Origin of the sequence: Blastococcus sp. MG754426 (assembly GCF_021699055.1) — a bacterium.
Classification (GTDB): Bacteria; Actinomycetota; Actinomycetes; order Mycobacteriales; family Geodermatophilaceae; genus Blastococcus.
The window spans coordinates 1-21,156 of the sequence record NZ_SSXC01000014.1; the positions used below are offsets into that span (position 1 = coordinate 1).

Consider the following 21,156-nt stretch of genomic DNA (forward strand, 5'->3'; position numbering starts at 1 on the left):
CGCCTCGTCGGCGCCCCCGAGGCGCTGGAGTTCGTGCGCCGGCTCGCCTTCGACCCGCCGTCGGCCGCCTTCGACGCCGCCTTCTCCAGCGGCAGCTGACCCCACCCACGAGACGAGGGAAGACCATGGGTCCACTCGACGACCAGGTGGTGCGCGCCGACTCGCTCACCGCCACCCCCGACGGCCTCGACATCGCCGTCCACTCGCACTGGTACCGCGCGCTGCCGCTGCCCTCCCTGGTGACGGCCGACCTGACCGTCGACGGCGAGCCGATCGACACCTCGACCCTGGCGGTGACCGTCAACGGCCACCGGTACGCCTTCGCCGAGCTGGCCGGGCAGGGGGACGAGTACTGGTTCACCACCGACCCGCTGGTCCTGCACGTGCCGGTCCCGACCGCGCCGGGCCGCGAGCACCGGGTGCAGCTCCTGCTCGGCCTGTCGATCCCCTACATCCTCACCGGCCCGGACCGGGTGCCGCTCGTGGCGCCCAGCCGGACCGACAAGACCCTGACCGCCGCGGGAGCCTGAGTTGACCGACACCGCACCCGGGCTGCCACGCCTGGGCACCACCCTGTTCAGCCTGACCCTCGAGCAGCGCAGGCCCGGCCGGGACCTCGCCTCCCTGGTGGCCGAGGTCGCCGCACGTGACCTCGGCCCCGGCCTGGAGATGGTCGCGTTCCAGAGCCTCCGCGGCTGGCCGCGCCTGGACGACGACGCCGTCCGCGAGGTCCGCGGCGTGGTCGAGGCCTCCGGCCTGACCCCGTCCTGCCTCGCGATCAACAACGACCTCGGGCTCTACCCGGGCCGGCTGCTCTCGGACGACGAGTCCTACGAGTACGTCGCGGTCCAGGTGCGCGGCGCCGCCGCGCTCGGCTTCCCGGTCACCCGGGTCGGCGTCGAGACGAGCCCGGCGATCCTCGAGCGGCTGCTGCCGCTGGCCGAGGAGCTGCAGGTGGGGATCGGCGTGGAGATCCATGCGCCGCTCACCATCGAGGCCCCACCCGTGGCGGCGCTGAAGGACCTGTTCGTCCGCCTGGACACGCCGTGGCTCGGTTTCGTCCCCGACATGAGCTCGAGCATGCGGGCGATCCCCGGGGCCGTCGACGACGCCCACCGTGCCGCGGGCATCTCCCCGGAGCTCACGGCGCTCACCAAGGAGCTGTGGTCCGAGCCGGGGCCCACCATGGCCAAGTTCCCCGAGCTGGAGCGGCGAGCAGCCGAGGCCGGCGCGACCCCTGCTCAGGTGGGGAACCTGAAGATGCTCTTCACGATGCACGGGCGGATGGCGCCCGAGCGGTGGGCCGACTTCTTCCCGCACGTCGTGCACGTGCACGGCAAGTTCTACGGCGTCGAGGAGGGCCCCGACGGTCTCACCGATCCGTCGATCGACTGGCCGGCGGTGGCCCGGGTGCTGGTCGAGCAGGGCTACACCGGCTTCATCTCCAGCGAGTACGAGGCGCACGCCTACAGCGACCGGCACGGCGCCTTCGACCAGGTCCGCGCCCAGCACGACATGCTCAAGGGGCTCCTCGAGCAGCAGCAGCCGGTGGGGGCGGCCCGATGAGCGGCTCCTACGACGTCGTGGTCGTCGGCTCGGGCCCGGTGGGAACGGCGGTCGCCCGCGAGCTCGCCGACACCGCCCCGGCCCTGCGGGTGCTCGTGCTCGAGGCCGGGCGGGCGCTCGGCGACCCGGCGGGCGGGCACGTCAAGAACATCGCCGACGTCCAGGAGCGGGACCGGCTGCTGGCAGCCCTGGCCACGGGACCCGGGCCGCTGCCCGGTGGCACACCGGCGCGTCCGGGCACGGTGCTCGTCGGCGCCGAGGCCATGCCCAACGCCGCCATGTCGACGAACGTCGGCGGGATGGGCGCCCACTGGACGGCCGCCTGCCCCCGGCCGGTGGACGACGAGGTGCCCGGCTGCATCGACCCGACCGTCCTCGGCGAGGCGCTGACCCGGGCCGAGGAGCTCCTCGCGGTCACCACGCACGCCTTCGACCGCGCCCCCCTCACCGGGGCGGTGCAGCGGGTGCTGGGGGAGCTCTTCGACCGGCCGCACCGCCGGCCGGTCGGTGCCATGCCGGTCGCCGTGACGGTGGGGGAGGACGGCGCCCTGCACTGGACCGGCCCGGCCACCATCGCCGGAGACCTGTGGCAGCGGCCCGAGGTGGAGCTGCGCACCGGCACGCTGGCCCGGCGGATCCTGCTCGACGGCGGGCGGGCGACCGGTGTCGAGGTCGTCGACCTGGCCACCGGCGAGCGGTCGTCGATCGAGGCCCGGGCGGTCGTCGTCGCCGCCGACGCGTTCCGGACGCCGCAGCTGCTGCACGCCTCGGGGGTGCGTCCGCAGGCGCTGGGCCGCTACCTGACCGAGCACCCGCAGATCATGGCCGCGTCGCTCCTCGACGAGCAGCACGTGCCCGACGGCGTCCTGGTCGACGTCGACCTGCCGCGGTCGTCGGCCACGGCGCCCGGTGGTGGGGCGATCGTCCCGGTGTCCGGTGTCTCCTGGGTCCCGTACGCCGCCGACCGGCCCTTCCACGGCCAGGTCATGCAGATGGACGCCTCGCCGGTGCCGCTCGACCCGGGCACCACCGTCCGTCCCGGCCAGGTCGTGGGCCTGGGCTGGTTCTGCAAGAAGGAGCTCTCCCCGGACAACCGGGTCTGGTTCGACGACGACGAGACCGACGGGCACGGCCTGCCCGCGATCCGGATCGACTACGCGCTCAGCGACGCCGACCGGTCCGCGATCGAGGCGGCGAAGGCCGAGGTCGCCCACGCGGCCCGGGCTCTCGGGCGACCGCTCGGGGACCCCTTCGTCATGCCCTCCGGCAGTTCGCTGCACTACCTCGGGACCACCCGCATGGGCGCCACCGACGACGGCACGAGCGTGTGCGACCCGACCGGCCGGGTGTGGGCCACCGAGAACCTCTACGTCGGCGGCAACAACGTCATCCCGACCGCGACGGCCTGCAACCCGACGCTGACCGCCGTCGCGCTCGGGGTGCTGACCGCTCGCACCGTGGCCGCCTCGCTGGCGGCCGCCACCACCCGAGAAGGAGTGCACGCATGAGCCCCCGTGTCCTGGTCGTCGGCAGCGGGCCGACCGGTGCCGCCTACGCCCGGCTGCTGCTCGAGCAGGTCCCGGACGTCTCGGTCCTGATGGTGGAGGCGGGGCCGTTCGTGACCACCCCGCCGGGCATGAACGTCAAGAACGTCCCCGACCCGGTCGAGCAGGCCGCCGCACGGCTGGCCTCGCAGGGTCGGTCGCACGAGAGCGGTGTCTCGGGCATACCCGGCGGCGTCGTCGTCGAGGGCACGATCACCGCCCGGCAGGGCACCCACCTGATCGGGCGGGCCGCCGAGGGCTCGGCCGGCATGCCGGCCGCCGCCGGGGCGACCTGCGTCGGGGGCCAGGGCGTGCACTGGACGTGCGCCACCCCGGCGCCGACCGGGCCGGAGCGGGTGCCGTTCATCGACGACGCGGAGTGGGAGCAGCACCTGGCCACCGCGGAGGGGCTGCTCCACGTCCACCGGCCCTCGTTCGACGGCGCGCCGCAGGCCGCGGCGATCCTCGAGCGGATCCGCGGCGAGTTCGCGTCCGACGGCATCACCGTCCGGCCGCTGCCCGTCGCCGCTGATCCGCGGGAGGACGGCTCCCTGCGCTGGAGCGGTACCGACGTCGTCCTCGGCCCGCTGGCCGAGGGCGCCCACGCCGACCGGTTCACCCTCCGGGCGCAGACGCTGTGCGTCCGGGTGCTGCGGGAGGGCGACCGCGCCGTCGGCGCGGTGCTGCGCGACCAGCGGACCGGGGCGGAGGAGGAGGTGCGGGCGGACGTCGTCGTGCTGGCGGCCGACGCGCTCCGGACTCCTCAGCTCATGTGGGCCTCCGGCATCAGGCCCGAGGCGCTCGGGCGGTACCTGACCGAGCACCCGCTGCTCTTCGGCGTCGTGGCCGTGCGGCCGGACCTCCTGCCCCCCGGGGACGGCGGGACCGGTCCCGCCGACCCGATCCGGGCGATCATCGCGATCCCGTTCGACGAGGAGCGGCACCCCTACTCCGCCCAGATGATGTACAGCCCGGTGTCGCCGGTCCCGCTCCCGGAGGGCAGCCGCTTCCGCGACAACCCGGCCGGCTACGTCGGCATGGGCTGGGGGATCCGCAAACGGCCCCGCCCGGAGGACCGGCTCACCTTCGAGGACGACCGGCCCGACGAGAACGGGCTGCCGGGCATCCGGATCGCCTACGAGCTCACCGACGTGGAGGAGGCGGACTTCGAGCGGGCCCGCAAGCACCAGGCTCGGGCGGCGGCCGCGCTGGGGGAGTTCGTCGACGGGATGCCGAAGGTCATGCCGGCCGGCAGCTCGCTGCACTACATGGGCACCGTCCGCATGGGGCCCGCCGACGACGGCACCAGCGTCTGCGACTCGTTCTCCCGCGTCTGGGGCGTGCCCGGCCTGGTCCTCGCCGGCAACGGGCTCATCCCGACGGCCAACTCGATGAACCCGACGCTGACCAGCGTCGCCCTCGCCGTGCGCGGGGCCCGCGCCCTGGCCGCCGAACTCTCGAAGGAGAAATGACAGTGCTCGACTTCCCGATCATCCAGGGCCGCGGCTTCCGCAACGTCACCGACGGCGGGCAGGTCACCGGCTTCTCGTTCCAGCTGCGCAACCCCAACTACCGCGGCGGGCCCGCCAGCATGCTCGACGGGATCGAGGTCGTCGTCGACGGCGAGCGCATCCCCGACCACGTGCCGCTGTGGACGATCTCGGGCCGCACCTTCACCCGGGACGAGCTGCGGGCCTCGACCGACGTCCGCTGGCAGCTCGACGAGCCGGCGACCATCACCGTGCCGAAGCCCGGCGGCCTGTCGGTGGGCGTGCACCGCATCGACGCCACGCTCTTCCTGCGCCGGTCGTACTTCCCGCCGCTGATCTCACGGTCGGAGTTCAGCATCACCGGCTCCGGCGTCATCGTGCCGCCGGTGCCGGCGGGCGGGTTGAAGTACTGCGTCTCCACCTACAGCTACACCGGCGACGTCTACACGTCGATGACGCTCGAGGACGTCTTCGCCGACATCGCCGACCTCGGGGCCACCGGCATCGAGATCCTCGGCGAGGGCAACCTGCCGAACTACCCGTCGCCCGATGCGGCCTGGGTCGACGGCTGGCACGCGCTGGTGCAGAGGTACGGCCTCACACCCACCAACTTCGGCTCGTGGGTCGACACCACCCGGTTCCACGGCCGCGACCTGACCGCCGAGGAGGGCGCCGAGCAGCTCCAGCTCGACCTCCGCCTGGCCAAGGAGCTGGGCTTCACCTCCGTGCGGCCGAAGTTCGGCGTCGTCTCCTGGGACCTCGACCCGCACCCGATCTGGGAGCAGGTCGTGGAGCGCTCGCTCGAGCTCGCCGCCGAGCTCGACGTCGTCATCTGCCCGGAGATCCACTCGCCGACGCCGATCAAGCACCCGGTCACCCAGGGCTACGTCGACTTCATCGAGAAGACCGGCACCGAGCACTTCAAGCTGCTGATCGACACCGGCATCTTCCAGACCGCCGCCGTCCGCGAGGCGGCGGAGGTCCTCGGCACCGACGACGACGAGGACGTCCCGCCGCCGTTGCGCCCGCTGCGGGTGCCCATGTCCGACCTGGCCGAGGTGCTGCCGCACACCCACTTCATCCAGGCCAAGTTCTTCGAGATCGACGACGACCTGCACGACCTGCACGTGCCGTGGGGCGACATCGTCCCGACTCTCGAGCAGGCCGGCTGGAACGGCTGGCTGTCCAGCGAGTACGAGGGCCGCCGCGACCCCTACCGCGGCCGCGACCAGGTCCGTCGCCAGCACGCCCTGCTGCGGTCGCTGCAGGCCGGCGCCCAGCGGGGCTGAGGCACAGGAGCAGCCCGGCACCCCGGGCACCGGACCGCCCGGCGCCCGGCCCCTGACCACGGAGAAAGGACACGACATGACCGTCGACACCCCATCGGTCGAGGCGCTCGCCCATCGGCTCGCCGCCCTCGAGGAGCAGCTCGCGGAGGCGCAGCGGACCGCCGAGCGCGCCGCGGACCGCGGCGCGGTGGACAACGTCTTCAACCGCTACATGCACTACCACAACGCCTACGAGGACCAGCGGATCATCGACGAGCTGTGGGCCAAGCCGGGGACACCCGACATGTGGGCCCGGTACAACAACGTCGGGCTGTACACCTCCTACGAGTCCGTCACGGCCTACCACCGCGGGCGACCGCGTCCCGTGGGCAAGCTGCTGTTCCACTACACGAGCACGCCGGTCATCGAGGTCGCCGCGGACGGCGAGACGGCCAAGGGCATCTGGATCATGGCCGGCCTGGAGTCGGGTCTGATGGACCCCGAGGTGGCCAAGGACGTCCCCCCGTGGGTCTTCTCCGGCGGCGAGGTGGACGGCAAGCCCGTCTGGGCGCACTGGGTCTGGTGCAAGTACGGCGTGGACTTCATCAAGCAGGACGGTGAGTGGCGGATCTGGCACTTCCGCTGCTACGAGGTCGCCCGCGCGCCGTTCAACCGCGACTGGATCTCCTTCGCCAAGGACAACCAGGAGAGCCACGACTCGCAGCTCGCCTGGTTCGGCGACGACGGGGTGCCGGTCTTCCTCCCGCCGGTCGACGAGCCGGTCACCACCGGCAACTACTACCCGTACGCGAACGACAAGGTGCAGGTGCTCGAGCCGGAGCCGCCGCAGCCCTACGAGAAGTTCCAGGACACCTTCCGCTGATGCCGGCACAACCTGATGCCGAGGTCCGGGCAGCCGCACCGTCGGGTCGCATCGTCGACCCGACCGTGCGGCGCCCCGGGCTGGTGCTCGCGATCGCCTGCGCGGCGCAGTTCATCTGCGTGCTCGACGTCTCCATCGTCAACGTCGCGCTGCCACCGATGCAGCAGAGCCTCGGTCTCTCGGCCACGGGACTCCAGTGGGTGGTGAGCAGCTACACGCTCACCTTCGCGGGCTTCCTCCTGCTCGGGGGCCGCGTCGGAGACCTCTGGGGCCGCAGGTCCGCCTTCATCGGCGGCCTGCTGATCTTCTCCGTCGCCAGCCTGGCGGCCGGGTTGGCGCAGGAGGGCTGGCAGGTCGTGGCAGCCCGGTTCGTGCAGGGCGTGGGCGGTGCGGTGCTGGTGCCGACGACGCTGAGCCTGGTGACCACGGGCTTCCTCGATCCGGCGGGGCGGGCGCGGGCGCTCAGCGTGCTGACCGCCGCCGCGGCCGCCGGCGGGGGGCTCGGCGGCGTCATCGGCGGGCTGCTCACCGGTCTGCTCAGCTGGCGCTGGGTCTTCATCGTCAACGTGCCGCTGGGTGCCGTGCTCGTGGTCGCGGCCGCGGTGTCGCTGTCCGGTCGGGCGCGCGGGCACGTGCGCGGGCAGCTCGACCTCCCGGGCTCGGTGACGGTCACCGCGGCGACGGCGGCGCTGGTCTCCGCCGTCATCCTCGGCGAGGACCGCGGCTGGGGCTCGGTCGAGAGCCTGGCGTGCCTCGCCCTCTCGTCGGCGGCCTTCGGCCTGTTCGTCGTCGCGGAGCGCCGGGCGGAGCAGCCCGTCGTCCCGTTGTCGGTCTTCCGGGTGCGCCCGGTGACCGTGGCCAACGGGATCTCCGCCCTGATCGGCGGTGTGCTGCCGGCCACCATGTTCTTCCTGGTGCTCTACCTGCAGCAGGTGCGGGGCATGGACCCGCTCGAGGCCGGGCTGGCGCTGACGCCGGGAGCGCTCGGCATCGCGCTCGGCGCCCGGGTGGCCTCGGGGCTGATCGGCCGGCTGGGGCCACGGGGCACCTTCTGGGTGGGGGCGCTGCTGTCGGCGGGAGCGCTGGCCTGGCTGTCGGGGATCGACGTGGAGGGCCGGTACGCCGTCGACGTGCTGGTGCCGCTCGTGCTGGCGATGGCCGGCTTCGGCATGTCGGGACTACCCCTGACCGTGACCGCGACGTCAGGGCTCGGACCGGACCGCGCGGGCCTGGCGTCGGGGCTGCTCGCATCGGCCCGGCAGGTGGGCAGCGCCGTCGGGCTGGCGGCTCTCGTCGCGCTGGCCACGGCGTGGGCGGGGGAGTCCGCGGAGCAGGGGGCCGCGGCCGCCACGCGCGGGTACGGGGTCGGGCTGCTCGCCGGCGCCGGCCTGATCGCGCTGGCCGGCCTGGTGGCGCTCGCCCTGCCCGGGCGGGGCGACGCCGACGCTCCCGGCCATCAGCGCGGTTGATACCGCACATCAGGCGAAAGCGTTGGTCCGTGTGACCTGCGCGACGGCAGAATGGCGATCGAGCAGCACGCCTTTCTCACCCCAGGGCTTTTCGCCCCAGGCGGTCGACTGAACCGCCGCTGGGGACCCTCTCCAGGGTCTTCCGGTGATCTCCGACCGTCGTGCGTCGGCGCGCCCCGGAGGGGCCGGCCGCCGGCCACGCAGAGAGAAGGGAAATCCCAGACGTGGCCTGGACCAAGTGGTCGTACATGGATCACTGGGTGACGGAGACGCCGCAGGGGCCGCAGCCCCCGTCGTTCAACCGCGCCTCCATGGATCGGTACGTCAAGCAGCTGTCGGCCCTGGGCTTCACCGGGTTCGACACCTTCTTCTTCTACCTCCCGGTCTACGCCGGCATGTACGGCGGCGTGCCCGGTTTCGAGCGGTACCTGCAGGACAGCGGCTTCGACAAGATCACCGGGATCTTCTCCGCCTACCCGTCGGCGACGAGGTACACCGCACCGCACGTGCGCGAGACGCACGACCGGATCGTCGCCGACTGCACGAACACCCTCCGCATGTGCGAAGGGCTGACCGGCGTCGAGAACTTCATCGTGATGCCGACGTCCACCTACCACCAGACCGAACCGGTCACCGACGACACGATCAAGGTGGTCGCCGACCTGTGGAACCGGGTCGGGAAGCTCACCCTCGAGCACGGCATGAAGACCACCTGCCACTTCGAGTTCTGGGGCGCGATCCGCACCCGAGAGCAGATCGACACGTTCTTGTCCTACACCGACCCGGAGCTCGTCCACTTCTTCTGCGACACCGCTCAGCACACCATCGCCGGCGTCGACCCGATCCAGCTGTTCCGCGACTACCGGGACCGCTGCACGGGCTTCCACTTCAAGGACACGAAGAACGTCGACGAGCACGAGGCCTACCGCACGCCGCCGGACCCGGAGCTGATGGCGCCCCAGGTCACCCGCTGGTTCTACGAGATGGGCGAGGGCGGGCTGGTCGACTTCCCGGCGCTGATGAAGGAGATCGTCCGTTCCGGTTACGACGGCTGGCTGACCGTGGAGCACGACAAGGCCGAGCTCGGCGGTGGCAGCTACGCCGAGGCCACCGCCGTCGCCAAGTGGTACATCGACAACGTCCTGGCCGAGGCAGAGGCCGAGGTCCGGGCGGAGCTGGAGGCCGCACGATGAAGGACTCCCTGCGCTGGTCGTACGCGCTCAACCAGTGGAACGTCCGGCTCGACGTCTTCGTCCGCCACGAGGACCAGCAGCGGGCGCTGAAGACCGTCTCCGCCTGCGGCTTCGACCACGTCGAGCTCGCGTCGGGCACGGGACGCTGGGACAACATCAGCCGCCCCGAGGTCATCCTGCTCAACCACGGCAGCCACTCCGGCTTCCTCGACTTCCTGCGCCGGGCCGAGGTGCACGGCGTCTCGAGCATGTTCTGGGACCCGCAGGCGCCCGCGGAGGAGGAGGAGGGCTACGCGTTCCGGACGACGGCGAACCCGGACGACCACGACGCGATCGTCGAGTGGTCGAAGCCGTTCGTGGACTTCCTCGCCGGCGTCGGCGCCGAGCAGCTCGTCGTCCGCCCGGTCGGCTCGGCCTGGATGACGCCGCCGCTGGGCGCCGACGGGATCAAGGTCATCGGTGACGTCTGGAACCGGATCGGCGAGCTGACCTCCGCCGCCGGTCTGGGGCTGGCCCTGCACTACGACTGCCTGGGTGCCGTGCACACCGCCGGCGAGCTGACCGCGCTGCTGGAGGCCACCGACCCGGCGACCGTCGGCCTCGCCCTGGACACCGCCGAGTTCACCGTCGGCGGGATCGACCCGGTCGCCTACTACCGCGAGCACGCCGACCGGGTCACCCACGTGCACCTCAAGGACACCCGCTACGCCGACACCGGCGAGGAGTACCGGATGCCGGGCGCCGAGTCGACGATGCTCAAGGGCGGCGCGGGCCGGCGGATCGAGCGGTGGTTCTACGAGCTGGGCACCGAGGGCGGCCTGGTCGACGTCCCGGGCTTCGTCGCGGCGCTGCGCGAGAACGAGTTCGGGGGCTGGGTCGTCGTCGAGAGCGACCACGGCGGGAACCCGGCCGAGCTGGCGATGCTCAACAGCTGGTACCTGCAGCACGAGCTGGGGGTGCCGAAGCGATGACCGCCTCCGAACGCGCCATCAAGTGGTCCTACATGGACCACTGGCGCAGCAACGGGCCGTCCGGGCCGGTCGACCAGTGGCACTCGCACAAGACCATGTCCGCCTTCCTCAAGCAGATCAAGGCGACCGGGTTCGACGCGATCGACACGTTCGACTTCCGGATCTGGCAGATGTACGGCGACTACGGCGGCCCGGCCAAGTACCAGCAGGTGGTGCAGGACCACGGGCTCGAGCGGATCGTGAACACGTTCCACGCCGCCGACTACGACCTGCGCAACTACGCGCCCCACCTGCCGGAGACGCACGAGTTCATCCTCGAGGACTTCCGGGTCACCATGGGCCGCTGGTCGGAGATCCAGCTGGACAACATCATCGTGATGCCGGCGACCCTCTACTACGACATGGAGCCGGTCACCGAGGACAAGCTCAAGTACACGGCGGAGTGCTGGAACAAGGTCGGTGAGATCACCGCGGGCTACGGGGTGCGGCTCACCTGCCACCACGAGTTCTTCTCCGGCATCCAGAGCGAGGCCGACATCGACACCTTCTACTCGTACACCGACCCGCGGTACGTCTCGCTGTTCGTCGACACCGCGCAGCACTGCATCGCGGGGGTGGACCCGGTGGCGCTCTACAACCGCCACGCCCACCGGGTCAGCGGCTTCCACTTCAAGGACACCCGCAACGTCGCCACCGGCGACGACCACCGGCACCGGCCGGACTCGGAGATCATGGCGCCGACCACCGGGAAGTGGTTCTACGAGATGGGCACGCCGCACGGCCTCGTCGACTTCGAGGCGATGATGACGGCGGTCCGGGACAACGGTTACCGCGGCTGGATCTCCGTCGAGCACGACAAGGCCAACAAGCAGGGTGGCGACTACTCGGAGAGCACCGCCGTCTCCCGCTGGTACGCGAAGAACGTCCTCGAGGAGATCTACCGGTGAGCGCCATCCGTTGGGCCTACGCGATCAACCAGTGGAAGCCGCAGTTCGACGACTTCGTCCGCCGCGAGGAGCACGAGCGCGCACTGAAGACCATCTCCATCGCCGGCTTCGAGGGCGTCGAGCTGACGTACGGCACCGGGCGCTGGGAGCCGCTGGGCAACCCGCAGCAGCTGGCCGCCAACTTCGGCTCGGTCGCCGGCTTCCGGGAGTTCCTGCGCAGCTGCGCGCTCGACGGTGTCTCCAGCTGGTACTGGGACCCGGCGGAGCGCTCGATGGAGCACCTGACCGGGCCGCTCTCCCCGCTCGCCGAGGCCGACGTCCCGGCGATCGTGGACCGTGCTCGGGAGCTCGCCACGGCGCTGGCCGAGCTCGGCGGCTCGGTGCTGCTCGTGCGTCCCGTGCCGGGCGCCGGGGACGTCGAGCCGCTGGACGACGACGCCATCGGCCGGGTCGCCGCCTGCTGGGACGCGGTCGGCCGCGCGACGGCGGAGCACGGGGTCCGCCTCGCGCTGCACGTGGACTTCCTGTCGGCGCTGCGCCGGGACCACGCGCCCCGCCTGATCGACCGCACCGATCCCGCGCTGGTCGGCCTGGCCCTGGACACCGGCGAGCTGACCGTCGGAGGGATCGACCCGCTCGCGGTGATCGCCACGCACGGCGACCGCATCGCACACGTCCAGTTCAAGGACGCCCTCGCCGTCGACGACGCCCAGGAGTACCTCCAGCCGCACGCGCACTGGACCGTCCGGGTGCGCGGCGGCGCCCGGGAGGTCCCGCGCTGGTTCGCCGAGCCGGGCGCCAACGGAGGGCTGGTCGACTTCCCGGCGATCACCCGTGCCCTGCTCGACGCCGGCTACGCGGGCTGGATCGTCGTGGAGAGCGACCAGAGCCCGCACCCCGCCGCCAGTGCCCTGCTGGCGGGCTACCTGGTCCAGCAGGAACTGGGTCCAATGGTCCACGAGCAGCGGAAGGCCGCGGTCTGATGGCCACCGGTGACACCGTCCTCACCGACGACAGCCTCGTCCACCGTCCGGAGGGCCTCGGCATCGCGTTGACCGTGCCCTGGTACCGCAGCCTCTGGCTGTCCAGCGTCAGCGACATCGCCGTCGCGGTCGAGGGCCGGGCGATCCCGACCGAGGACCTGCGGGTCGAGCTGGGGGAGCGCACCTTCCGCGTCGGCGAGCTGGCCGACCAGTGGGACGTCCTGTGGTTCGTCCAGGACCGGCTGCTCGTCGTCGTCCCCCTGGCCGGACCGCCGGCCGAGGGGCAGCAGGTGGACGTCGAGGTGACCGTCGACCTGCGGCTGCCCTACATGCAGATCGCGCCGCAGAAGTACGTGACCAACCACGCGAGCAACCGTCGGTCGCTCGCCGTCCGCGCAGGAGCCGCCCGATGACCGCCACCGCTCCGGCCCGCCCGGCGCAGCCCGCCGTCCCGGGCAGCGGCATCGCGCTCGGCCTGACCCTCTACTCGCTGACCAGCGAGTGGGCGGCCGGGCGCTACGACCTGCCCGGCCTGCTCGACGTCGTCGACGAGGCCGGCATCGGCCCCGGCATCGAGATCGTCGCCTCGCAGACGATCCGCAGCTACCCCGAGGTGACGCCGGAGTTCGTCCGCGCGTGGCGGGAGGCCTTCGACCGGCACGGCTTCGTGCCCAGCTCGTTCGGCTGCAACCTCGACATGGGCCGCCGCCGCGACCGGGACATGACCCCGGACGAGGAGTACGAGTTCACCGTCGCCCAGTTCCGCAGCGCGCACGCGCTGGGTTTCCCGCTGGTGCGCATCCAGAGCGCCAAGCCGGAGCTGATCCGCCGGCTGCTGCCGGTGGCCGAGGAGCTCGACCTCACGATGGCCTGGGAGCTGCACGCCCCGCTCGGGCCGAACTCGCCGAAGGTGCTCGAGATCCGGGAGACCTACGCGGAGCTCGGCTCCGAGCGGCTCGGCTTCGTCGCCGACTTCAGCGCCACCATGCGCGCGATGTCGCCGACCATCCTGCGCAAGCTCGGCAGGATGGGCCTCGGCCGCGAGGAGCTCGACCGGCTGCAGGAGATCTGGGCCACCGACGCCGACATCGACGCCCGCCACGGCGAGTTCGTCGAGTACCTGCACTCCCGCGGCATCGCCCCGGAGACCCTCGGCTCGTTCGCCCGGCTGGCGTTCAACATGCACGGCCACGTCGACCCGGCCGAGTGGGCCGACATCATGCCGCTGATCAGGCACGTGCACGCCAAGTTCTACGACATCGACGAGCGCGGCGACGAGCCGGCGATCGACTACCCGGCGATCGTCCGCGAGTTCGTCCGCGGCGGCTACACCGGCTTCTTCTCCAGCGAGTGGGAGGGGCACGCCTTCGCCGACCTCGACGAGGCCGACCCGGTCGACCTCGTCCGCAAGCAGCACGACCTCATCCGCCGGTCGATCTCGGCCGCCCTGACCGACAAGGACGCCTGACGTGTACCAGCTCTCCGCCAACATCGAACTGCTCTTCACGGAGGCCGGCCCGGACGCCGGCGACCGGGTCCGTGCCGCCGCGGATGCCGGCTTCGACGCGGTCGAGATGTGGTTCTCGACCGACAAGGACCTCGACTCCCTGGCCAAGGCGCTCGCCGACACCGGGGTCCAGCTCACCTCGCTGCTCGCCGGGCCGCGGATGGGCTTCACCTTCCCGGGCACCGACCTCGCCCCGGCCCACGAGGGGCTGGACCTCGCGGTCCAGCACGCCGCACAGCTCGGCTGCCCGCGCATCGTGCTGGCCTCGGGCGTCGGCTTCCCGGGCATGAACCGGCAGCGCAACCACCAGGTGGTCGTCGACCTGTACGGCGAGGCGATCGCGCGGCACAGCAGCACGGACGTCGACTTCGTCCTCGAGCCGGTGAACTCCCGCGTCGACCACCCCGGTGCCCTGACCGACCGCACCGAGGACGCCGTGGACATCGCCCGGGCCATCGGCAGCGACCGGTTCGGCATCCTCTACGACCTCTACCACTCGATCGCCCAGGGCGAGGACCCGGCGACCGAGCTGGCGAACGCCGCGGGTTTCGTCAAGTACGTGCAGCTGGCCGACGCCCCCGGGCGGCACGAGCCCGGCAGCGGGGACGTCGACTGGCCCGCGCAGCTGGCGGTGCTGCGCGCCTCCGGCTACGACGGCCCCATCGGGCTGGAGTACTTCCCGGCCGTCGAGACGACGAGGTCGGTCGAGTACATCCGGTCGGTCGCGGCGGACGCGTGACAGGACCGGCGGGGAAGCTCGACGTCCTGATCGCCACCGGGCGGGTCACGGTCGAGCACGACAACGAGTTCCGCAGCTTCCGGCACCACACGTCGATGCTGACGACGCTGCTGGAGTCGACCGGCCGGTTCCGGGTGCGCGTGCTCGAGGAGTTCCGGGGCGTCGGGGACGAGCTGCTCGACCGCTTCGACGTCGTGCTGGTCATGTACGAGGGGCGGGACGACTACCACTCGGTCGCGGAGGGCTTCGGCCCGACGACCGAGCAGGCGCTGCTGCGGTTCGTGCGGGACAAGGGCCGGGGCGTCGTCTGGTTCCACGGCTCGTCGGTGCAGGAGCCGGACTGGGGGTGGCCCGAGGAGTTCGACCGGATGCGCGGGGCCACGCTCAGCCGGCAGACCGGGCTGCGCCCGCGCCCGCAGGGCGAGGTCGTCGTCCGGACCGCGGAGCCGCGGCACGCCATCACCGAGGGGCTGGACGCGCGGTGGGCGGTCGTCAACGACGACGTCCTGACCGGTGCCCGCATGGACCCGACCGCGCGGGTGCTGCTCACGGTGTTCGACGACGCGGACAGCTACCGCCGGGCCGGCTGGCCCAGCGCGCACACCCCCGTCGTCATCCCGCCCGGCGGCCTCGAGGCGCTGCCCGGCATGAACACCGACCAGCCGCTGGCCTGGACCAACGAGTGGGGCGCAGGCCGGTCCTTCTGCGTCACCCTCGGGCACGACTGGGACACCTTCCGGAAGGTGCCCTTCATGACCCTGCTCGCCCGGGGCGTGGAGTGGGCGGCGGCCGGAGAGGTCACGCTCGGCCCGCCGGAGCGGACGGGTGCCGCCCGCTGGCGTGTCTGGCCGTACTACTCGGGCGATCCGTCCCGGTTCGACCGGTCCGTGTCCCGTGCCGCCGCGGCCGCCCGCCACTGAGGTCGCCGACCGGTGGTCCGCCGCGCCGGCACCGGGCGTCGAGCGCCTCGCACGCGCCGGTTCACGGACGGCGGCTGTGCTCCAGGCGCAGCCGCCGTCCGTGAACCGGTCGTGACGAGCTGACCGTCCTCCCCGCGGCGCACCACCGATGCCCGGGGGGCGTCCTGCGCCCCGGCAACCGACGCCGACCCCCCGGTCGGTCGATGACGTGCACCGGTCCCGTGCAGGTGATCTCCCGCGCGTGCCCGTCGGGATCAGCCGAGCCGCCGGTGGCGCCGCCCGCGGCGGTCACGCCGTCGCGCCGCCGTCGAGCTCTGCGAAGGTGTCGGCCACCCAGTCGGCGATGAAGGTGCTCACGTAGGGGAGGTGGTCGAGCCCGATGTGCTCGGTGGCGCCCTCCTCGGGCGTGAACACCCGCAGCTCGCGCTTGGGGGAGTTCACGGCCTGGTCGTAGGAGCGGTGCGCCATCTCCAGCGGGATCTGCCGGTCGTTGGCGCCGTGGGCGATCAGGAACGGCACGGTGATCTGCTCCACGACGCCCTCCAGGTTCACGTCGTCGGCGAAGTCCAGGAAGGCGTCGAGGTGGTGCTCGTCGCCGTCCTTGCCCCACACCCAGAGCACGTGCTCCCAGTAGTGGGGGACCGGGCGCTCGCCCTCCCGCTCCTTGCGGCGGCGTTGCACGGCGCCCCAGTCGTGGTTGGCGCCCCACGCCACGCACAGGGCGAACCGCTTCTCGAAGGCGGCCGCGCGCGGGGCGTAGTAACCGCCCAGCGACCAGCCGACGATCCCGATCCGGGAGGCGTCGACGTCGTCGCGCCGCTGGAGCCAGTCCACCGCAGCCCCGGCCCAGACCTCGGAGTCGATCCGCGCGGTCAGCCCCTGCAGCCGCAGTGACTCGCCGGTGCCCGGCTGGTCGAGCATCAGGCAGGAGATGCCGCGGGCGGCCAGCTCCTCCCAGTGGTTGGAGGCGTACATGTGCTCCTTGGTCGAGTCCAGCCCGTTGACCAGCAGGATCACCGGGGCCGGCCCGGAGTCGGTGGCCGGCGCGGCGCTGAGGTACGCCGGCAGCGTCGTCCCCTCGTAGGGGATCTCCACCCGGGACACCCGCGGGCTGTGGGTGGCGAACGCCTTCTCCGCGATCCCCAGCATCCGGCGGTACGTGGGCACGCGGTTGGGGTCGGAGTGGGCGAGCATGCGCTCGGCCTGCGCGAGGTAGTTGCTGGCGCGGAAGTAGAGCTGTCCGGCGGTGCGGGTGTGCCCGGCCTTCTCGGCGTCCTCGGCCTGGCCGACGAGCTGGTCGGTGAGCGCGGTCCAGGCGCGGAGGAACTCCGGCGTCCCGGCGTCCTCGCCGGCGTTCGCCGCCTCCTTGATCGGGCGGCAGGCCCGGTCGACCTCGTCGATGAGCCCGCCGGAGTTCAGCGTCGCGACGACACCGAGGTTCCAGGTGTAGGGGCCGGTGGGGAAGTACTCGAACACGGTGTCCTCTTCTGCTCAGGGGGTGCGCGTGCGGGCGCGCGGGCGGGGTCGCGCGGGCGCGACGGGCGGGAGGTCGAGGCCGGGGACGACGCGGTTGCGGATGGTGCCGATGCCCTCGACGGTCATCTCGACCACGTCCCCGACGCGGAGCGGCGGGGGAGCGGCGTCGCCCCGCACGCCCCACAGCTCGGCGAGGCAGCCGCCGTTGCCGCAGGTGCCCGACCCGAGGACGTCACCGGCCCGCACCTCCGTGCCGCGGGAGGCGTAGGCGATCAGCTCCTCGAACGGCCAGCCCATGTTGGACAGCAGGTCCTGGCCGATCTGCACCCCGTTGACCGACACCCGCAGGTCCAGGGCGAGGAATCCGTCGTCGTCCCGGTAGGGCTCCAGCTCGTCGGCGGTGACCAGCCACGGGCCGAGGGTGGTGGCGGAGTCCTTGCCCTTGGCGGGGCCGAGGCTGACCTTCATCTCCCGGGCCTGCAGGTCGCGGGCGGACCAGTCGTTGAGCACCGTGTAGCCGAACACGTGCTCGCGGGCCTGCTCGGGGGTGAGCGAGGCGCCGTCCTTCCCGACGACGACGGCCACCTCGAGCTCGAAGTCGAAGCGCGCGGACCCCGGCGGGACGGCGACGTCGTCGTGGGCCCCGATCAGCGCGTAGGGGTTGGTGAAGTAGAACGTCGGCGCCTGGTACCACTCGGGCACCACGCCCGCGGCGCCGTCGATGCTCTTCCGGACGCCCTCGACGTGCTCCTCGAAGGCGACGAAGTCGCGCACGGTCGGGGCCTGCAGCGGCGGCAGCAGGCGCACCGACTCCACTTGCACGGCGGGGCGGGACAGCGCGGCTGCCCCGGCCTCGAGCGCGGCGGGCAGCCCGGCGCGGACCAGATCGAGGACCGTGCGGTCGTCGGGGAGTGCGTGCAGGCCGGCGGCGCTGAGCACGCCGGCCTGCACGCGGCCCTCGGTCTCCCAGGTGGCGAAGCGCATCAGACCGGGGGAGCCACGAACAGACCCTTGTCGGGGTCGTTGAACGATCTCTGCGCGACGAACTCGTTCATCGCGTTCGCCGTGCCCCACTGGTCGCTGACCTCGGGGTTGGTGAAGTCGTAGACGTGGGGGTGCCAGGTGTCCTCGTCCAGCTCCTCGAGCTCGGTCGTGTACTCGACGGTGTTGCCGTGGGGGTCGAGGAAGTAGCTGAAGGTGTTGTTGCCCGCCAGGTGCCGGCCGGGGCCCCAGATCTTCTCCACCCCGGCGCGCAGCAGGCGGCCGGTGCCGCGCATGTACTCGTCGATGCCGCGCATCTCGAAGCTGGCGTGGTGCAGGGATGGGTGCGGGCCCCGGGCGATCGCCATGCTGTGGTGCCAGGCGTTGGTCCGCATGAACCACATCATGTTGCCCATGCGCGGGTGCATGAGCGTGTCCGAGAGGGCGAACGAGAGGTGCTTCTCGTAGAACGCGAGGGTGCCCTCGGGGTCGGCGGAGTTGATGACCACGTGGGAGAGCCGGACGGGGATCGACTCACCCTCCTCGATCTTCCGGTGCTGCCGCACCTCGACGTCCGAGCTCACCTCGATCGTGCGGCCCTCGTTGTCGAAGAAGCGGAACCCGTAGCCGCCACCGGGCGTCTGCAGATCGGTCGGCTCGTGCACCAGCCGGACGCCGTCGGCCACGAGCTGAGCGGCCAGGGTGTCGACGTCGGACCGGTCGGCGGCGCCGAAGGAGATCAGGTCGATCCGCTTGTCGGTCGCCTCCCGCAGCCGCACGATGTACTGCTCCGGCGAGCCCTCGGCGGCCAGGAAGGCCAGCCCGGAGTCCGTGTGCTCGGTCTTCAGCCCCCACGTGCCGGAGTAGAAGTCGAGCTGCTTCTTGAAGTCGGGCACCGCCAGGTCGACGTGCCGCAGGTGGGTGATCAGGCGCTGATTCATCTCGGTTCCTTGAGGGAGGTCGGTTCCGCAGGCCCCGTCCCGGGGCTCACCGCGAGCCCGCGAGCGGGGAGGAGGACGGGGTCCTGCTGCCTTCGTCAGGCGGGCTGGCTGGTGAGGGCGGCGACGGAGCGCATCAGGCCGGGGATGTCGCCCTGCACGTGCTCGAGCTGCCACTGGGCGAGCTGGTTGGAGGCGTCGACGACGGTCTTGGCGCGGTCGTAGCGGCGGGCCATGAAGGCGTCCCAGAGCTCCTGGTCCAGCACCTCGCGCCGGACCAGCAGCTCGGCGAGGACGACGGCGTCCTCCAGCGCCATCGCCCCGCCCTGCGCGATGGTGGGCGGGCAGGTGTGCGCGGCGTCGCCGACGAGCACGACCCGGCCGCGGTTCCACGGCTCGTCGAGGACGTGGGTCTCGAACCAGGTGTAGTTGACCCGGGACGGGTCGGTCAGCGTCTCGCGGATCTCGTCCCAGGGGCCGTGGTAGGCCTGCGACAGCTGCTTCATCGTGGCGAGCTGCTCGTCGGGGGAGAGGGCGCTGCGATCCTGGGCGTCCTCGACGATGTAGGCGTACAGCGAGTCCTCGCCGGTCGGGCAGTAGCCGGCGATGTACGAGGGGCCGCCGTAGTAGAGGTCGGTCCGGGTGACGCTGGCCGGCCGCGGCCCGAAGGCGCGCCAGATGCCCATGCCCACGGACCTGGTGTCCAGGTTGATGCCGAGCGCCCGCCTCGTCCACGACCGCACGCCGTCGGCGCCGATGACCAGGTCGTAGCGGCCGGTCGAGCCGTCGAAGAAGGTGACGTCGACGCCGTCGTGGTCCTGGGCCAGCTCGGTGAAGGTGGTGCCGAACCGGACCTTCACGCCGACCTGCGCGGCCCGGTCGGCGAGGATCCGGGCCAGCTCCGGGCGGGGCATGCCCATGACGGCCGGGAGATCCGGGCCGCCCGTCTTGGCGTCGGGGATCTCGGCGACCACCGTCCCGTCCGGGTCGGGGGCGCGGATGCCGGTGACGTCGAAGGCGTACCCGGCGTCCTGCACCCGGTCCCACACCCCGAGGGAGCGCAGCTCGCGCAGCGCGTTGCCCTGCAGGGTGATGCCGGAGCCGAGCGCGGTGACCTCGGGCTTGATCTCGACCAGGTCGACGGCGACGCCGGCAGCGGCGAGGTGGATGGCGGCGCCGGCACCGGCGAGACCGGCGCCGACGACGAGGACGTTGCTGACCGCGGGCATCTGGGGCTCCTACTTGACGGCGATCGGGTTGACCGGGGCGCCGACGGCGCCGGTCACGGGCAGGGGTGCGGCGGTGAGGAAGAAGTCCCAGACGCCGTCCGCGGCGCAGTCGGCCGCGAGCGCGTCGAGGTCCCACATCTCCCCGATGAACAGGCCGATGTTCGGGATGGCGACCTGGTGCAGCGGCTGGAAGGCGACGTCGAACTCGTTGGGCCGGACCTCGAAGCCCCAGGTGTCGGTGGCGATCCCGGCGATCTCCGTGCCGTGCAGCCAGTCGGCGGTGGTGAAGCTCAGCCCGGGCGCGGCGCCGCCGGCGTAGTCGCCCCAGCCACGGCCCTCGGCGATGTCGCGCCGCGCGCGGGTCAGCCGGCCGGTGCGCACGAGCAGCAGGTCACCGCGGCCGACGCGGGCGCTGTCGCCCTGCGCGGCGATGGTCGCCTCGAGGTGCTCCGTGGTGATCGCGAAGCCGTCGGGCAGCTCCCCGTCGGTGCCGATCGCGCGGCCGACGTCGAGCAGCACGCCCCGGCCGGCGAAGAGACCGGCGGTGGTCTCGATGCCGGTCACCGAGTCGCCCAGGCTGGTCACGACGTCACCGGCGCGACGGCCGTTCCAGGCCATGCCGTGGTCGAAGATGTGCCCGAGGCCGTCCCACTGGGTCGAGCACTGCAGGGGCATCGAGACGACGTCGTCGGCGCCGCCGATGCCGTGCGGGAACCCCTGCACCCCGCGCTCGGCGTCGGTGCCGGTGTCGAGCATGGTGTGCACCGGGTTGGTGCGGCGCCGCCAGCCCTTCTGCGGCCCGTCCATGTCGAAGCGCTGCGACAGGCTGAAGCTCACCCCGCGGCGGACCAGCCGCGCGCCCTCGACGCGCTTGGCCTCGTCCAGGAAGTTGAGCGTGCCCAGCACGTCGTCGGCGCCCCACCGGCCCCAGTTGGAGCAGCGCTTGGCGGCCGCGGCGATGGCGCCCTCGGGATCGGTCCGGTCGAGGGGTTCCGGGGACTCGTGCACGCTGTCGACAGTGGGCCAGCCCACACGGGTGAGGGAAGAGGAGA

At 72.3% G+C, this 21,156-nt stretch carries 20 protein-coding genes; 15 read left to right on the forward strand and 5 right to left on the reverse strand.

What is annotated here, in order from left to right; all coding sequences use genetic code 11:
• The first annotated feature begins 125 nt into the window (after positions 1 to 125).
• From E9549_RS07320 to E9549_RS07390, 15 genes are all read left to right on the forward strand, one after another.
• On the forward strand, positions 126 to 530 hold the full coding sequence (locus tag E9549_RS07320; RefSeq protein ID WP_236825876.1) for a DUF6379 domain-containing protein: 405 nt from the start codon (positions 126 to 128) through the stop codon (positions 528 to 530).
• 1 nt (position 531) lies between these two features.
• The gene (locus E9549_RS07325) at positions 532 to 1,566 is read left to right on the forward strand and encodes a sugar phosphate isomerase/epimerase (protein WP_236825877.1); all 1,035 of its coding nucleotides are present in this window, start codon (positions 532 to 534) and stop codon (positions 1,564 to 1,566) included.
• Positions 1,563 to 3,074, forward strand: coding sequence for a GMC oxidoreductase (locus E9549_RS07330; protein WP_236825878.1), 1,512 nt, complete (start codon positions 1,563 to 1,565; stop codon positions 3,072 to 3,074). Before E9549_RS07325 ends, E9549_RS07330 begins: the two co-directional genes overlap by 4 nt.
• Complete coding sequence (locus tag E9549_RS07335; protein WP_236825879.1) at positions 3,071 to 4,582, forward strand: GMC oxidoreductase; 1,512 nt, start codon at positions 3,071 to 3,073, stop codon at positions 4,580 to 4,582. The genes E9549_RS07330 and E9549_RS07335 overlap by 4 nt, the downstream gene beginning before the upstream one ends.
• Positions 4,579 to 5,889: a DUF6379 domain-containing protein gene (locus E9549_RS07340; protein WP_236825880.1), complete on the forward strand. Its 1,311-nt coding sequence runs from the start codon at positions 4,579 to 4,581 to the stop codon at positions 5,887 to 5,889. Before E9549_RS07335 ends, E9549_RS07340 begins: the two co-directional genes overlap by 4 nt.
• 76 nt (positions 5,890 to 5,965) lie before the next feature.
• Positions 5,966 to 6,751 (forward strand): nuclear transport factor 2 family protein, encoded by a 786-nt coding sequence (locus E9549_RS07345; RefSeq protein ID WP_236825881.1) that lies wholly within the window; start codon positions 5,966 to 5,968, stop codon positions 6,749 to 6,751.
• On the forward strand, positions 6,751 to 8,220 hold the full coding sequence (locus tag E9549_RS07350; RefSeq protein WP_236825882.1) for an MFS transporter: 1,470 nt from the start codon (positions 6,751 to 6,753) through the stop codon (positions 8,218 to 8,220). Before E9549_RS07345 ends, E9549_RS07350 begins: the two co-directional genes overlap by 1 nt.
• A 260-nt stretch (positions 8,221 to 8,480) precedes the next feature.
• Positions 8,481 to 9,413, forward strand: a complete 933-nt coding sequence (locus tag E9549_RS07355; RefSeq protein ID WP_236825883.1) for a sugar phosphate isomerase/epimerase — start codon at positions 8,481 to 8,483, stop codon at positions 9,411 to 9,413.
• On the forward strand, positions 9,410 to 10,384 hold the full coding sequence (locus E9549_RS07360) for a sugar phosphate isomerase/epimerase (protein ID WP_236825884.1): 975 nt from the start codon (positions 9,410 to 9,412) through the stop codon (positions 10,382 to 10,384). The genes E9549_RS07355 and E9549_RS07360 overlap by 4 nt, the downstream gene beginning before the upstream one ends.
• Positions 10,381 to 11,331 (forward strand): sugar phosphate isomerase/epimerase, encoded by a 951-nt coding sequence (locus E9549_RS07365; protein WP_236825885.1) that lies wholly within the window; start codon positions 10,381 to 10,383, stop codon positions 11,329 to 11,331. Before E9549_RS07360 ends, E9549_RS07365 begins: the two co-directional genes overlap by 4 nt.
• On the forward strand, positions 11,328 to 12,314 hold the full coding sequence (locus tag E9549_RS07370; RefSeq protein WP_236825886.1) for a sugar phosphate isomerase/epimerase: 987 nt from the start codon (positions 11,328 to 11,330) through the stop codon (positions 12,312 to 12,314). The genes E9549_RS07365 and E9549_RS07370 overlap by 4 nt, the downstream gene beginning before the upstream one ends.
• Positions 12,314 to 12,727: a DUF6379 domain-containing protein gene (locus E9549_RS07375; protein WP_236825887.1), complete on the forward strand. Its 414-nt coding sequence runs from the start codon at positions 12,314 to 12,316 to the stop codon at positions 12,725 to 12,727. Before E9549_RS07370 ends, E9549_RS07375 begins: the two co-directional genes overlap by 1 nt.
• Entirely contained in the window at positions 12,724 to 13,782 is a 1,059-nt protein-coding gene (locus tag E9549_RS07380) for a sugar phosphate isomerase/epimerase (protein ID WP_236825888.1), read from the forward strand. The genes E9549_RS07375 and E9549_RS07380 overlap by 4 nt, the downstream gene beginning before the upstream one ends.
• A 1-nt stretch (position 13,783) precedes the next feature.
• Entirely contained in the window at positions 13,784 to 14,560 is a 777-nt protein-coding gene (locus E9549_RS07385) for a TIM barrel protein (RefSeq protein ID WP_236825889.1), read from the forward strand.
• A complete protein-coding gene (locus E9549_RS07390) occupies positions 14,557 to 15,480 on the forward strand; it encodes a ThuA domain-containing protein (RefSeq protein ID WP_236825890.1) in 924 nt (307 codons plus the stop codon). The genes E9549_RS07385 and E9549_RS07390 overlap by 4 nt, the downstream gene beginning before the upstream one ends.
• A gap of 288 nt (positions 15,481 to 15,768) precedes the next feature.
• Here the strand turns inward: E9549_RS07390 and E9549_RS07395 are convergent, their stop codons facing one another.
• From E9549_RS07395 to E9549_RS07415, 5 genes are all read right to left on the reverse strand, one after another.
• Positions 15,769 to 16,956, reverse strand: coding sequence for a S9 family peptidase (locus E9549_RS07395; RefSeq protein ID WP_236825891.1), 1,188 nt, complete (start codon positions 16,954 to 16,956; stop codon positions 15,769 to 15,771).
• 15 nt (positions 16,957 to 16,971) lie between these two features.
• Positions 16,972 to 17,940: a fumarylacetoacetate hydrolase family protein gene (locus E9549_RS07400; protein WP_236825892.1), complete on the reverse strand. Its 969-nt coding sequence runs from the start codon at positions 17,938 to 17,940 to the stop codon at positions 16,972 to 16,974.
• Entirely contained in the window at positions 17,940 to 18,878 is a 939-nt protein-coding gene (locus E9549_RS07405) for a VOC family protein (protein WP_236825893.1), read from the reverse strand. Before E9549_RS07405 ends, E9549_RS07400 begins: the two co-directional genes overlap by 1 nt.
• A 95-nt stretch (positions 18,879 to 18,973) precedes the next feature.
• Positions 18,974 to 20,104 carry an FAD-dependent monooxygenase gene (locus tag E9549_RS07410; protein WP_236825894.1) on the reverse strand — a complete coding sequence of 377 codons (1,131 nt, stop codon included), beginning with the start codon at positions 20,102 to 20,104 and terminating at the stop codon, positions 18,974 to 18,976.
• Between the two features lie 9 nt (positions 20,105 to 20,113).
• Positions 20,114 to 21,112, reverse strand: a complete 999-nt coding sequence (locus E9549_RS07415) for a cyclase family protein (protein WP_236825895.1) — start codon at positions 21,110 to 21,112, stop codon at positions 20,114 to 20,116.
• Positions 21,113 to 21,156 lie beyond the last annotated feature (44 nt).